This is a genomic window from Bradyrhizobium valentinum (assembly GCF_001440405.1).
In the GTDB taxonomy this organism is placed as follows: Bacteria; Pseudomonadota; Alphaproteobacteria; order Rhizobiales; family Xanthobacteraceae; genus Bradyrhizobium; species Bradyrhizobium valentinum.
In genome coordinates, this window is the sequence record NZ_LLXX01000121.1 from 88,794 (window position 1) to 102,664 (window position 13,871).

General features: G+C 63.6%; 8 protein-coding genes and 1 pseudogene. 6 read left to right on the forward strand and 3 right to left on the reverse strand.

The window, feature by feature from the left end:
• Positions 1 to 484: pseudogene (locus CP49_RS47500) on the reverse strand (hypothetical protein); the annotation flags it as partial.
• A 480-nt stretch (positions 485 to 964) separates the two neighbouring features.
• Between CP49_RS47500 and gltB the strand changes: the two are divergent.
• Together gltB and CP49_RS20510 are read left to right on the forward strand one after the other, a co-directional pair.
• Entirely contained in the window at positions 965 to 5,698 is a 4,734-nt protein-coding gene (gene gltB, locus CP49_RS20505; protein WP_057852016.1) for a glutamate synthase large subunit, read from the forward strand.
• A 171-nt stretch (positions 5,699 to 5,869) separates the two neighbouring features.
• Entirely contained in the window at positions 5,870 to 7,327 is a 1,458-nt protein-coding gene (locus tag CP49_RS20510; protein ID WP_057852017.1) for a glutamate synthase subunit beta, read from the forward strand.
• A gap of 142 nt (positions 7,328 to 7,469) precedes the next feature.
• Here CP49_RS20510 and CP49_RS20515 read toward each other — a convergent pair whose 3' ends face one another.
• Positions 7,470 to 9,221 carry an outer membrane beta-barrel protein gene (locus CP49_RS20515; protein WP_082646117.1) on the reverse strand — a complete coding sequence of 584 codons (1,752 nt, stop codon included), beginning with the start codon at positions 9,219 to 9,221 and terminating at the stop codon, positions 7,470 to 7,472.
• A gap of 147 nt (positions 9,222 to 9,368) precedes the next feature.
• Between CP49_RS20515 and CP49_RS20520 the strand changes: the two genes are divergently transcribed.
• Positions 9,369 to 10,382 (forward strand): KpsF/GutQ family sugar-phosphate isomerase, encoded by a 1,014-nt coding sequence (locus CP49_RS20520; protein ID WP_057852019.1) that lies wholly within the window; start codon positions 9,369 to 9,371, stop codon positions 10,380 to 10,382.
• 237 nt (positions 10,383 to 10,619) lie between these two features.
• On the opposite strand, the gene CP49_RS20525 is transcribed toward CP49_RS20520, so the two are convergent.
• Complete coding sequence (locus CP49_RS20525) at positions 10,620 to 11,531, reverse strand: LysR family transcriptional regulator (RefSeq protein WP_057852020.1); 912 nt, start codon at positions 11,529 to 11,531, stop codon at positions 10,620 to 10,622.
• Positions 11,532 to 11,631: 100 nt separating this feature from the next.
• Between CP49_RS20525 and CP49_RS20530 the strand changes: the two genes are divergently transcribed.
• The 3 genes from CP49_RS20530 (at position 11,632) to CP49_RS20540 (ending at position 13,662) form a co-directional block, all read left to right on the forward strand.
• On the forward strand, positions 11,632 to 12,660 hold the full coding sequence (locus CP49_RS20530; protein WP_057852021.1) for an aldo/keto reductase: 1,029 nt from the start codon (positions 11,632 to 11,634) through the stop codon (positions 12,658 to 12,660).
• Between the two features lie 86 nt (positions 12,661 to 12,746).
• Positions 12,747 to 13,262 (forward strand): nuclear transport factor 2 family protein, encoded by a 516-nt coding sequence (locus tag CP49_RS20535; protein WP_057852022.1) that lies wholly within the window; start codon positions 12,747 to 12,749, stop codon positions 13,260 to 13,262.
• A gap of 28 nt (positions 13,263 to 13,290) precedes the next feature.
• Complete coding sequence (locus CP49_RS20540; RefSeq protein WP_057852023.1) at positions 13,291 to 13,662, forward strand: Atu4866 domain-containing protein; 372 nt, start codon at positions 13,291 to 13,293, stop codon at positions 13,660 to 13,662.
• Positions 13,663 to 13,871: the final 209 nt, after the last annotated feature.

The following is a 13,871-nucleotide window of genomic DNA, read 5'->3' on the forward strand; positions in this document are numbered from 1 at the left end:
GCTGGGCTGAACCTTGGGTTGAACCTTGGATCTGGGCCGGCGGCGGAGCCCCCGGAGGTCCCTGGAGAGCGCTCTGCTCCTCGTCGTAATTGTCGCCCATGCGGTACCCGGGCACGAAACGGATAATCCGGCCATTGCGCGCGTCGATCACCAGCCGGCCGTTCTCGCCGCCGCGGTCGTGCACCGCAATCGTGTAGACGACGCCGCGGAGCCTGGGGATGCCGAGCGGCAAGAATCCGTTGTCGCGCAGCACGGAATAAACTTCCGTCGACGGCAGCAAGCCGGGGCCGGGGCCGTATCCGTATTGCGGCCCGGGTGCGTAGCGCGGACCGGGTACGTACCGCGGCCCGGGAACCGGAGGCGGCGCCACCGCATAGGGCGCGTCGAAATCCGACGCCGCCGTGTAAGGCCCCGGCACCTGCGCCTGCGCGCCGCCCGCAAAAAGGACCAGTCCCGCCGCCAAAGATCCCGTGAACAACTTCATCCGAAAGCTCCTGTAAGCCCGCAGCCGCCGGGCTGAAGCGGGAGCATTTCGCTCTCTCGCCTACCGGCCCGGCCACGAATTTCCTTGCGAAATCCGGCGGTCCTTGGGCCGGATCGGGGCGCCGCTGCCGCAAACCTGCCACCAGCAGTTTTTCCCGGGCCACCAGGCGCCGATTCGCATGCCGCCTAAGGACTTTCACGCGCTTGTGTGATAAAGAAAAATTTGGCATGGTCGAAGTTAGGACAGTATCGCTGTCTCAATTGCGGGGCGGTCCCGGCACAGGGATTGCAACGAAGCCGTGGCGCCACGAGCTCCAGGGGCAGTGCAGGCAAGGCCGTTCCTCAGGGACGTTGAACGCCCAGGCCTGAATTTAAGAAATTGCGGCTCGCGGAGGACGAGCGGTGGCCCGGTGGGTGCCGCAAGCGTCCAAGGTGCGCCGACGACGGCGGTGAGGCCCTTAGCCTTTTTGAGAGGAATGAGATGAGCGGGTCGGAATTCGAGCGCGAAAACATCGTGACAGAAACACTGTCGGCGACCGCAGCTTCGAAACCGGCGGACATCGCGCGCGAGCATGATTGGCGGCCGCCGGCCGAGGGCCTCTACGACCTCAGCATGGAGAAGGATTCCTGCGGCGTCGGCTTCATCGCCAACATCAAGGGCCGCAAGTCGCACCAGATCGTCTCCGACGCGATCAGCATTCTCTGCAACCTCGAACATCGCGGTGCGGTCGGCGCCGATCCGCGCGCCGGCGACGGCGCCGGCATTCTGGTGCAGATCCCGCACGCCTTCTTCGCGCGCAAGGCCGCCGAAATCGGTTTCAAGCTGCCACCGCCCGGCCAGTATGCGATCGGCGCGCTGTTCATGCCGAAGGAGACGGCGTGGCGAAAGGTGATCCAGAGCATCATCGCCGAACAGATCAAGGAAGAGGGCCTCGTGCTGCTCGGCTGGCGCGATGTGCCGTCCGACAACGCTTCGCTCGGCGAAACCGTCAAGCCGACCGAACCCTACCACATGCAGGTCTTCATCGGCCGCAACGGCACGGCGAAGACCGAGGAAGAGTTCGAGCGCAGGCTCTACATCCTGCGCAAGTCGATCTCGCAGGCGATCTATCAGCGCCGCGACCGCGGCATGGCCGGCTATTACCCGGTCTCGCTGTCGTGCCGCACCGTGATCTACAAGGGCATGTTCCTCGCCGACCAGCTCGGCAAGTACTATCCCGACCTGCATGAAGCAGATTTCGAAAGCGCGCTGGCGCTGGTGCATCAGCGCTTCTCGACCAACACCTTCCCGACCTGGTCGCTGGCGCATCCGTACCGGATGATCGCCCACAACGGCGAAATCAACACGCTGCGCGGCAACGTCAACTGGATGGCGGCCCGTCAGGCGTCCGTTCACTCGGAGCTCTACGGCAAGGACATCAGCCGTCTGTGGCCGATCTCCTATGAAGGCCAGAGCGACACCGCCTGCTTCGACAACGCGCTCGAATTCCTGGTGCAGGGCGGCTACTCGCTGCCGCACGCGGTCATGATGATGATTCCGGAAGCGTGGGCGGGCAATCCGTTGATGGATGAGCAGCGCCGCGCCTTCTACGAATATCACGCCGCCCTGATGGAGCCGTGGGACGGCCCCGCCGCGATCGCCTTTACCGACGGCCGCCAGATCGGCGCGACGCTGGACCGCAACGGGCTACGTCCCGCGCGCTATCTCGTCACCAAGGACGACCGCATCGTGATGGCGTCCGAAATGGGCGTGCTGAAGATCCCCGAGGACCAGATCGTCACCAAGTGGCGGCTGCAGCCCGGCAAGATGCTACTGGTCGACCTCGAACAGGGACGCCTCATTCCCGACGACGAGATCAAGGCGACGCTGGCCAAGAGCCATCCCTACAGCGACTGGCTGCATCGCACCCAGCTCGTGCTGGAGGAATTGCCCGACGCAGCCACCAAGGGCATCCGCTCCAACCTGCCGCTGCTCGACCGGCAGCAGGCGTTCGGCTATTCGCAGGAAGACATCAACATTCTGATGACGCCGATGGCGGCCACCGGCGAAGAAGCCGCGGGCTCGATGGGCAACGACACGCCGATCTCGGCGCTGTCGGACCGGCCGAAGCCGCTCTTCACCTACTTCAAGCAGAATTTTGCGCAGGTCACCAACCCGCCGATCGATCCGATCCGCGAGGAGCTGGTGATGAGCCTCGTCTCGATCATCGGGCCGCGGCCGAACCTGTTCGACCTGCAGGGCATGGCCTCGACCAAGCGGCTCGAAGTGCGCCAGCCGATCCTGACCGATGCCGACCTGGAAAAGATCCGCTCGATCTCCGATGTTGCGGACACCCATTTCAAGTCGCGCACGCTCGACACCACCTTCCACGCCGGCTTCGGCGCGGCGGGAATGGAGCAGGTGCTCGATGAGCTCTGCGCGCGGGCCGAAGGCGCGGTGCGCGAAGGCGTCAACATCATCATCCTGTCCGATCGCATGGCAGGCTCGGACCGGATTCCGATCCCCTCACTGCTCGCCTGCGCCGCCGTGCATCATCATCTGATCCGCACAGGCCTGCGTACCTCGGTCGGCATCGTCGTCGAATCCGGCGAACCGCGCGAAGTGCACCATTTCGCCTGCCTGGCAGGCTACGGCGCCGAGGCGATCAACCCATATCTGGCGTTCGAAACCATCATCGCGATGAAGGACCGCCTGCCGGGGGCGCTCGACGACTACGAGATCGTCAAGCGCTACATCAAGTCGATCGGCAAGGGCCTGTTGAAGGTGATGTCCAAGATGGGCATCTCGACCTATCAATCCTATTGCGGCGCGCAGATTTTTGACGCCGTCGGATTGAAGGCCGACTTCGTCGCCAAGTATTTCGCCGGCACCCATACCCGCATCGAAGGCGTGGGCCTGGCCGAAATCGCCGAGGAAACCGCGCGCCGCCATACGGACGCGTTCGGCGACGCGCAGGTCTACAAGACCGCGCTCGATGTCGGCGGCGAATATGCCTACCGCACCCGCGGCGAGGACCACGCCTGGACGGCTGAATCCGTTTCGGCGCTCCAGCATGCCGTGCGCGGCAACTCGCAGGAGCGCTACCGTGCCTTCGCAAAGATCCTCAACGAGCAGTCCGAGCGGCTATTGACGCTGCGCGGCCTGTTCCGGATCAAGACCGCCGAGGACGAGAAGCGCAAGCCCGTGAAGCTCGACCAGGTCGAGCCGGCCAAGGAGATCGTCAAGCGTTTCGCCACGGGCGCGATGAGCTTCGGCTCGATCTCGCGCGAGGCGCATACGACGCTCGCGATCGCCATGAACCGGATCGGCGGCAAGTCGAACACCGGCGAAGGCGGCGAAGAGTCCGATCGCTTCAAGCCGATGCCGAACGGCGATTCAATGCGCTCGGCGATCAAGCAGGTCGCCTCGGGCCGCTTCGGCGTGACGACGGAATATCTCGTCAACTCCGACATGATGCAGATCAAGATGGCGCAGGGCGCCAAGCCCGGCGAAGGCGGCCAGTTGCCTGGCCACAAGGTCGACGCGACGATTGCGCGCGTGCGGCATTCCACGCCCGGCGTCGGCCTGATCTCGCCGCCGCCGCATCACGACATCTATTCGATCGAGGATCTGGCGCAGCTCATCTACGACCTCAAGAACGTCAATCCGGACGGTCAGGTCTCGGTCAAGCTGGTCTCCGAAATCGGCGTCGGCACGGTGGCCGCGGGCGTTGCCAAGGCGCGCGCCGACCATGTCACCATCGCGGGCTTCGAGGGCGGCACCGGCGCGTCCCCCCTCACCTCGATCAAGCACGCAGGCAGCCCTTGGGAAATCGGCCTTGCCGAAACCCACCAGACGCTGGTGCGCGAGCGGCTGCGCAGCCGCATCGTGGTCCAGGTCGACGGCGGCTTCCGAACCGGACGCGACGTCGTGATCGGCGCGCTGCTCGGCGCCGACGAATTCGGCTTCGCCACCGCGCCGTTGATCGCGGCCGGCTGCATCATGATGCGCAAGTGCCATCTCAACACCTGTCCGGTCGGCGTCGCGACGCAGGATCCCGTGCTGCGCAAGCGCTTCACCGGACAGCCCGAGCACGTCATCAACTACTTCTTCTTCGTTGCCGAGGAAGTGCGCGAGATCATGGCGCAGCTCGGCTACCGCACCTTCGACGAGATGGTCGGCCAGACCCAGATGCTCGACCAGTCCACGCTGGTGGCGCACTGGAAGGCCAGGGGGCTCGACTTCTCAAAGCTGTTCGTGCGGCAGAAGGAACTGCCCGGCCAGAAGATCTATCACGCCGAGGCCCAGAACCATCATCTGGAGAAGGTGCTGGACCGCCGCCTGATCGAGAAGGCGCAGGCCGCGCTCGATCGCGGCGCACCGGTGAAGATCGAGGAAGAGATCAACAACACCGACCGCTCCGCCGGCGCGATGCTGTCGGGCCAGGTCGCCAAGATCTACGGCCATGCCGGGCTGCCGCATGACACCATCCATGTCAGCCTGAATGGCACCGCGGGCCAGGCGTTCGGCGCCTGGCTTGCCCGCGGCGTCACCTTCGATCTCGAAGGCGAAGGCAACGACTATGTCGGCAAGGGCCTTTCCGGTGGCCGCATCATCGTCAAGCCGCCGAAAAATTCCGGCATCGTGCCGGAGGAGTCCATCATCGTCGGCAACACGGTGATGTATGGCGCGATCGAGGGCGAGTGCTATTTCCGCGGCATCGCCGGCGAGCGCTTCGCGGTGCGTAACTCCGGCGCGGTCGCGGTCGTCGAAGGCGCCGGCGATCATTGCTGCGAATACATGACCGGCGGCATCGTCGTGGTGCTCGGCAAGACCGGACGCAACTTCGCGGCCGGCATGTCGGGCGGCATCGCCTATGTGCTGGACGAGGCCGGCGATTTCGAAAAGCTCTGCAACCTCTCGATGGTCGAACTCGAGCCGGTGCTGTCGGAGGAGATGATCAACGCCGGCACCTACAATCACTCCGGCGATCTCGAGGCGCATGGCCGGGTCGATGTGTTCGCCAATCTGCTGGAGTCCGATATCGAGCGGCTGCACATCCTGATCACGCGCCACGCCAAGCTGACCGGCTCGCAGAAGGCCGCCGAGATCCTCGCGAACTGGAAGCTCTGGCTGCCGAGATTCCGGAAAGTGATGCCGGTGGAATACCGCCGTGCGCTGAAGGAATTGAAGGCGAACGCCGACGCCGAGCCGAAAATCGCGATCGGGGCTTAAACCTCAGACCCTCATGGTGAGGAGGCGCGAAAGCGCCGTACCGAACCATGAGGCCAAGACACGGGCAAAGACACGGGCCTCCATCCTTCGAGACGCGGCGCATGCGCCGCTCCTCAGGATGAGGAGCGAGAGAAACACAGACGAACGAGAGATGCAGGGGCATCAGGTTTAATGGGCAAGATCACAGGTTTTCTCGAGATCGACCGCAACGAACGCAAGTATGCGCCGGTCACCGAGCGGGTGAAGCACTATCGCGAATTCGTCATTCCCCTGAGCGAGAAGGACACCCGCGACCAGGCCGCGCGCTGCATGAATTGCGGCATCCCCTATTGCCACGGCACCGGCTCGGTGGCGCCGGGCACGCCGGGCTGCCCGGTCAACAACCAGATCCCCGACTTCAACGACCTCGTCTATCAGGGCAATTGGGAAGAAGCCTCGCGCAACCTGCACTCGACCAATAATTTTCCGGAGTTCACCGGCCGCATCTGCCCCGCGCCGTGCGAAGCGTCCTGCACGCTCAACATCGACGACAACCCGGTCACCATCAAGACGATCGAATGTGCGATCGTCGATCGCGCCTGGGACAATGGCTGGCTGAAGCCCGAGATTGCGCCAGCGAAGACCGGCAAGAAGGTCGCAATCATCGGCTCAGGCCCCGCGGGCCTTGCGGCCGCGCAGCAGCTCGCGCGCGTCGGCCATGACGTCCATGTCTACGAGAAATTCGCCAAGGCCGGCGGCCTGCTTCGCTACGGCATCCCCGACTTCAAGATGGAAAAGCACATCATCGACCGCCGCGTGGCGCAGATGGAAGCCGAAGGCGTGACGTTCCATTACGGCGTCCATGTCGGCGGCACTTCCGAGGGCGCGATCGATCCGCGCGAACTGCTCGCCCAGTATGACGCCGTGGCATTGACGGGAGGCGCCGAAGCCGGCCGCGACCTGCCGATTCCGGGGCGCGATCTCGACGGCATCCATTTTGCGATGGACTTCCTGCCGCAGCAGAACCGCCGCGTCTCCTCCGAGCCGCTCGGCAGCGAAAGGGACATCCTGGCCGGCGGCAAGCATGTCGTCGTGATCGGCGGCGGCGACACCGGCTCCGACTGCATCGGCACTTCATTCCGGCAGGGCGCGAGGTCTGTGACCCAGCTCGAGATCATGCCGGCGCCGCCCGAGCACGAGAACAAAGGCGTGACCTGGCCGAACTGGCCGCTCAAGATGCGGACCTCGTCGAGCCAGGCCGAAGGCGCGGTGCGTGAATACGCGGTGCTGACGCAGAAGTTCTCGGGCGTCGACGGCAAGGTGCAGAAGCTGCATTGCGTGAAGGTCGACGACAAGTTCAAGCCGCTGCCCGGCACCGAGTTCGAAATCGACGCGCAGCTCGTGCTGCTCGCCATGGGCTTTGTGCATCCCGTGCACGAGGGCATGCTGAAGACACTCGGTGTCGACCTCGACCAGCGCGGCAACGTCCGCGCCAACACGCAGGATTACCAGACCTCGCTGCCCAACGTGTTCTCCGCCGGCGACATGCGCCGCGGCCAGTCGCTGGTGGTCTGGGCGATCCGCGAGGGCCGCCTGTGCGCCCGGGCGATCGACCAGTATCTGATGGGGACGACGACGCTGCCGCGATGAGCCTGTCTCCTCCCGCACGAGACTGTCATCGCCCGCGAAGGCGGGCGATCCAGTATCCCAGAGACGTTTGTCGTAAATCGATAGGCCGCAGCGTACTGGATACCCCGCCTTCGCGGGGTATGACGGCTTCCTTGTGGCCCCTTCAATTCTGCAACCTCACGCCCAGCATCACCACCGTGGACGCCGTGCTGTTGCCCGGCAAATTCGAATCCAGCCAGTCGCGGCGCAGCGTGCCCCTGAGCCAGACGTTGCGATTCATCTTGTAGATGGCTTCGCCCGACACCGCGTAGATCTTGTCGCGCCTGGGATTGCCCTGATAGTCGAGCTCGCCCCAGGTGAACTTGCCGATCGCGGTCAGCCAGCGGCGGAAGTCGTGGTCGACTTCGACGGTATAGATGTGCGTCAGCACGCCCGACGTGCCGGGCAGCGTGGTTTCCGTGATCGTGGTGTCGGAATAGAATTTTGCCGTGGTCAGCGGCGTCGCAGTCCAGACCAGCGAGGACGAGACGAGCAGGCCTTCCAGGCGATCCAGCCTCGGATCGACATAGTCGCGCGCGGCGTAGCCGACGCCGATTTCGCCGGTCAACAGCCGCGAGAATTCGAAGCTGGTGCCGCCCTTGACGTAACCGCCGCTGGAGTCGCGCGCAAAGCCGCCGCGGTCGAGCTTGACGTCATGCACGCGGCTGTCGCCCTGCACTTCCACGAACGGCTTCACGCCGGGCCGCAAATCATAGCTGGCGCGGCCGACACCGCCATACTGGCTGAAGTTGCGATCGTCATTGGTGGTCGAAGTGCCGTCGGTGAGTTTCGAGTTGGTGTAGTCGGTGCGATCGACGGTGGCGCCGGCGGAAACCTGCACCCGGTTGAAGGTTTGGTCGACACCAATGGTACTGCCTACCGTGGTGTAGATCGGATATTTGGCGAGACCCGCCTGCACGTTCGGGCTGCCCGGATTGTCGGTCGAGACGAACAGGCGGCCTTGCGCCATCAGCCTCGTGTCGCGGCTAACGTCGAGCCGGCCGTCGACATGCCCGATGAAATTGGGCCGATCGATATCGAGCGGCGCCGACAGCGGCGTGCCGTCCGCGTTCGGCGTGAGGTTGCTGGCATAGCCGGTGAAGGAGCCGCGCAGATCGGCGACCAGCGCATGACGCTCCCAATCGGAGACCGCGAGGAATTCCGGCGCGATCACATAGAACGGCTTGCCTTGCGCGGGGACGAGCCGGCCAGGATTGGTATCGTAGCCGCCGGAGAACTCGACCGCAGACTTGATCAGAAAACTGCCGGCGTAATCGCCGACCGCGCCGAACGGATCGTCGTCGATCCTGAGGCGCTTGCGCGGCGGCTGTCCCACCAGCGTGCCGACCATCGCCGGCGGGATTGGCGTCTTGTGTGCTGACTGAGACGAGGGAATCGAGAGCCGCAGCCGCATGTTCGACGTGATCGGCGGCGGTGGACTACCCGGACCGACCGGCGGCTTCGGCTTTGCCTGCCCTGGATAGTGTTTCGGCTTCTTGCGCTTGCGGTTCAGCGAGTCGTAGCCCGTATCGGCGGCGCCGTTCGCCGCCGGCAGACCATATTTCGGGATCTGTCCGATTCGCGACGACGCAGGCTTGTCGCCCTCCTGCAGCCTCGGACTGCCAAGCGGATCGTTCACCTCGGCCGCAGTCCGGCGCAGCGGCGAATCGGGCGACGTGATCTGGCCGGTGCGCTTCGAGCTGAACAGGTCCGGCGTGACGGTTTGCGCCAGCGCCGCGGTTCCCGTCAGGGCGATCAACACAAGGCACGGCAAGGCTGCGCGAAAGACGCGCGCGCGGCCGTTCCGGCCCGTTACTGGCCCAGCCCTCACGTTGAGAAATACTCCAACAAAAACAGATATTTGATTGATACGCATCGAGCGCGCGCGTGAGCACGTCGTTAATGGAGTTAAAACAATTATGGTTAATGAGCCGTTGAGGGCCGTGCCGCGCACGTCGCATCGCCCGGCGGGCCATGCTATGGACGGCTTCGGCGCGATGCGCCCTCCTCCCCTGGGACAGACATGGCCAATCCAAAACCGCTGATGGCAAAATCATCCGGCACCGACTCCGCCGACGCCGCCGTTCAATCGGCCCTGCGCACGCTCGATGCCGAAGGCAGCGGGATCGCCGCATTATCAGCGGCGCTGCAATCCGATCTCCGCGCGCCCTTTGTCGCCGCCGCTGACCTGATCCGGAACGCCAAGGGACGGCTGATCGTCACCGGGCTCGGCAAATCGGGCCACATCGGCCGCAAGATCGCCGCGACCTTTGCCTCCACCGGCACGCCGGCGTTCTTCGTTCATGCCGCCGAAGCGAGCCATGGCGACCTCGGCATGATCACGCCCGACGACGTCATCCTGGCGCTGTCCTGGTCCGGCGAGCAGCCGGAGATGAAGAATCTGATCACCTATGCCAAGCGGTTCCGGATTCCCGTGATCGCGATGACGGCGGAGCGGGAATCCTCGCTCGCCAAGGCCGCCGACGTGGCGCTGACGCTGCCCAAGGCGCGCGAAGCCTGCCCGCACAACCTTGCGCCCACCACCTCCTCGCTGATGATGCTCGCGCTCGGCGATGCGCTGGCGATCGCCCTCCTGGAAGGCCGCGGCTTTACGTCAGTCGATTTCAGCGTGCTGCATCCGGGCGGCAAGCTCGGCGCGCTGTTGAAATATACCCGCGACCTCATGCATTCCGGCGACGCTGTGCCGCTGAAGCCGCTCGGCACAAAAATGTCCGAGGCGCTGGTCGAGATGACGTCGAAGGGCTTTGGCTGCGTCGGCATCGTCGATAGCAGCGGGCATCTTGCCGGCATCGTCACCGACGGCGACTTGCGCCGTCACATGGGGCCCGACCTGATGACGGCAACCGTCGACGAGGTGATGACGAAAAACCCGAAGACGATCGACCGCGACGTGCTGGCCGGCGAGGCGCTGGAGATCCTCAACTCCTCGAAGATCACGACGTTGATCGTGACAGACGCCAACAAGCCGGTCGGCATCGTGCACCTGCACGATTTCCTGCGCGCGGGCGTGGCGTAGCTCGTAGGTCTCGTAGGGTGGATTGGCCGAAGGCGTAATCACCACATCCTCTCGTCGAGTCGTGCTCGAGATGGCGGGTCGTGCTTTTCGCTAAGACCACCCAAGGGGTTGCGCAAATTCGGCGGAAGATGAGGTGTCGACCAAGAGCACCGCGCACCACGTCCGGCGGATGGGATTTCGTCGCGGGAGAGAGCATCAAGCCTGCCGGTCGCACCGAGGTGCGCGGGGCGTCAGACACTATCTCTTTGGCCGACGTGACGCGGGGCGATATCGCACATGGTCGATCAGGGCGCGCAGCTTAGGCGGAAGATTTCGGCGGTCCGCGAAATAGAGGAAGAAGCCTCGAAAGGGCGGGCAGTACTGCTCCAGAAGCGGCACCAGCTCCCCTCGCTTGATGTATGGCCTGAAAGTTTCCTCCATGCCGAACGTCAGACCGCCGCCGGCGCAGGCGGTCCGTACCATGACCCACATGTCATTCGTCGTGATCCTGGGGTTTACCGCGACGTCGAATTCGCGGCCATCCTCCTCAAATTCCCAGCGATACGGCGCCATCTCCGGAGCCGGTCGCCAGCCAATGCAGCAGTGCTGCGAAAGCTCGGCCGGGTGAGATGGCGCCCCAAAACGCTTCATGTAGGACGGTGCGGCCACGACCATCTGGCGCTGATCGCCTGAGACCGGCACGGCAATCATGTCCTGCTCGATGACTTCGCCGAGCCGAACGCCTGCGTCATAGCCCTCAGCTACGATATCGAATTCCTCGTCAGTCACGGTGATGTCGATCTGCACACCTGGATGAGCGTGCGTGAAACTCGCAAGCAGTGGTCCACAGATGAAGCGCTCGGCGATCGAGGAAACGGCGAGCCGTAGTTGCCCTGTTGGCTTGTCGTCCCGATCCTGAGCGGTATCGAGTGCGAGTTCGACTTCGGCGACGGCTGGCGCGACACGCTGGTGCAACCGCACGCCGGCCTCTGTGAGGCTGACGCTGCGCGTCGTCCGCTGGACAAGGGCTACCTCCATCCGGTCTTCCATGCGTCGAATGGCTTGGCTCACCGCGGATCGGGTTACGCCCAGCCGCTCGGCAGCACCGCGAAAGCTCTTCGCTTCTGCCACCGCGAGGAAAACGGAAACAAGATTTAGATCTACCGTCATTGGTTAGCAAAACTTACCAAGCTAGTCACGATTGGGCAAATTGTTTTGCGTGTCGCGGTACCGTACATCTGCCCTTCGACATGAGGTGGAGGTACAGACAATGACGTCTCTCGATCATTACCGTCTGCTGGGCCGGTCCGGCCTGCGTGTATCCCCAATCGCGCTCGGTACGATGACCTTTGGTCAGGACTGGGGCTGGGGCGCCGATGCGGGCGAGGCGCGTCGGATCTTCGATCTCTACATCGATCAGGGCGGCAACTTCGTCGATACGGCCGTGAACTACACCGATGGCGCCTCTGAGCGCATCGTCGGCGAGTTCATCAAGGATAAGCGCGACCGTATCGTGCTCGCGACCAAATTCACCATGGCGCGCGAGCCGGGCAATCCGAATTCGGGCGGCAACCACCGGCTCAATATGCTGCGTTCGGTGGAGCAGAGCCTGCGGCAGCTCAACACCGACCGCATCGACCTGCTCTACCTGCACGGCTGGGACATGACCACACAGCCCGATGAAGTAATGCGCGGACTGGACGATCTCGTGCGTTTGGGCAAAATCCACTACGTCGGCATCTGCAATACGCCGGCCTGGCGTATCTCCCAGATGCAGACAACCGCCGACATGCGCGGCTGGTCACCCTTCGTGGCGCTCCAGATCGAGTACAGCCTGATCGAGCGCACGGTCGAGCATGAGCTCATTCCGATGGCAGTCGCGCTCGGTATGGGCGTGCTGCCCTGGTACGCCCGGTCCGATGTCAGGGATTCGCGCGATGCAATCATCTCGTCGACGCGCAAGGGTGTCATTGCGTCATCCGGCCATCTCAATGAGCGGTCGATCGAAGTTGCTGATGTCGTGCGTACGGTAGCCGAAGAGGTCGGCGCGACCCCGTCCCAGGTAGCGATCGCCTGGACGCTCGCGAACCCCGCGGTCACGTCGCCTGTCATGGGGGCGCGCACATTGGCCCAGGCGAAAGACAACCTCGGCGCCCTCGGCGTCGCACTTTCGCCTGAGCATGTCGATCGGCTCAATCAGGCGAGCGCGCAGGATCCGATCTTTCCCATCCGCTTCGTCGGCCGTCCCATGGTTCAGCAGCTCATCTTCGGCGGCGCATCCGTCGCCCGGCGGGATTGAAAGTGAGTCAACTCAATGTGTCGGCGAGAGTCGTGTCGACTCGTTGCCCCTAGGAGAAGGGAAGTAGAGCGGAAAGGGAGAAACTGATGAGAGCCATGGCAAATCGCGCACTCGCATGGTGCATGTGCGCCGCGATGTTCACCGCTTCCAGCCTGACCACGGCCGCCCCCTGCGGCCAGCCGAGCACGACGGAAGATAACAACAGGCAAGTCGTCACCGAAGCCTTTCATCGCTGGGCAGCCGGCGGAACTTCCTTCTTCAACGACGTGCTCGCCGAAAATGTCGTCTGGAGGATCAAAGGATCGAGCGCAAGCGCCGGTGAATTCCGGGGTCGCGAGACCTTCCTGGAGCGGGCGGTCCGCCCATTCGCGACGAGATTGTCCACTTTCGTCCGCCCGACTGCCGTACGGGTTTGGGCCGATGGCGATCATGTGATCGCTCAGTGGGAAGGGAGCGGCGTGGCCCGCGACGGCAAGCGTTACAGCAACAGCTACGCCTGGATCTTTCGCATGCACGAGGGAAAGGCGACGGAGGTAACGGCCTTCCTCGACCTCGTTCCTTACGACGACGTCCTGCGGCGCATTCCCGCGCTTCAGCAGTAAGACGTCAGCCGATCACTGGAGAAACAAGATGAAGCATCGACCAATCACAATATATGCCCTGCTGTTGGGATCACTTTGTATCATCGAACCATCGATGGCGGTCGCTTCAAACGAGGTATCAGCAGGCGGCAAACCCAAACAGCAGTCCATGGAGAAAGAAATGACGCAGCATACCTACGTTGGCATGTGGGTGACCGATGGCGGCCACATTCGTCATGAGCTTCTTCCGAACGGTCGCTACGACGAAGCCCGCGGAACACGCGCGAGCGCCTATCAAGGACGTTATGAGATCAAGGGCAATCACATCGACTATTGGGATGACACCGGTTTTACCGCTGACGGCAACTTCGTCGACAAGGATACCCTCCATCACGGCGGCATGATCTTCCGACGCCAGTAACGTCGATTCCTTCCGACACGATCTCGATGTGACCGCCGCGGCCCCTTACCCTTCACCATCCGGTCGAGGGTGACCTCCGACAAGGGTGAGGTAGCCGAAGGGGTAACCCACCTCTTTTCGTGCCAGAAACAATGGTGGGTTACGCTTCGCTAATTTTACTGCGTCATGATTTTTCTGCGCGTGCGTGATGCTGCGACGGCGCCGCAACA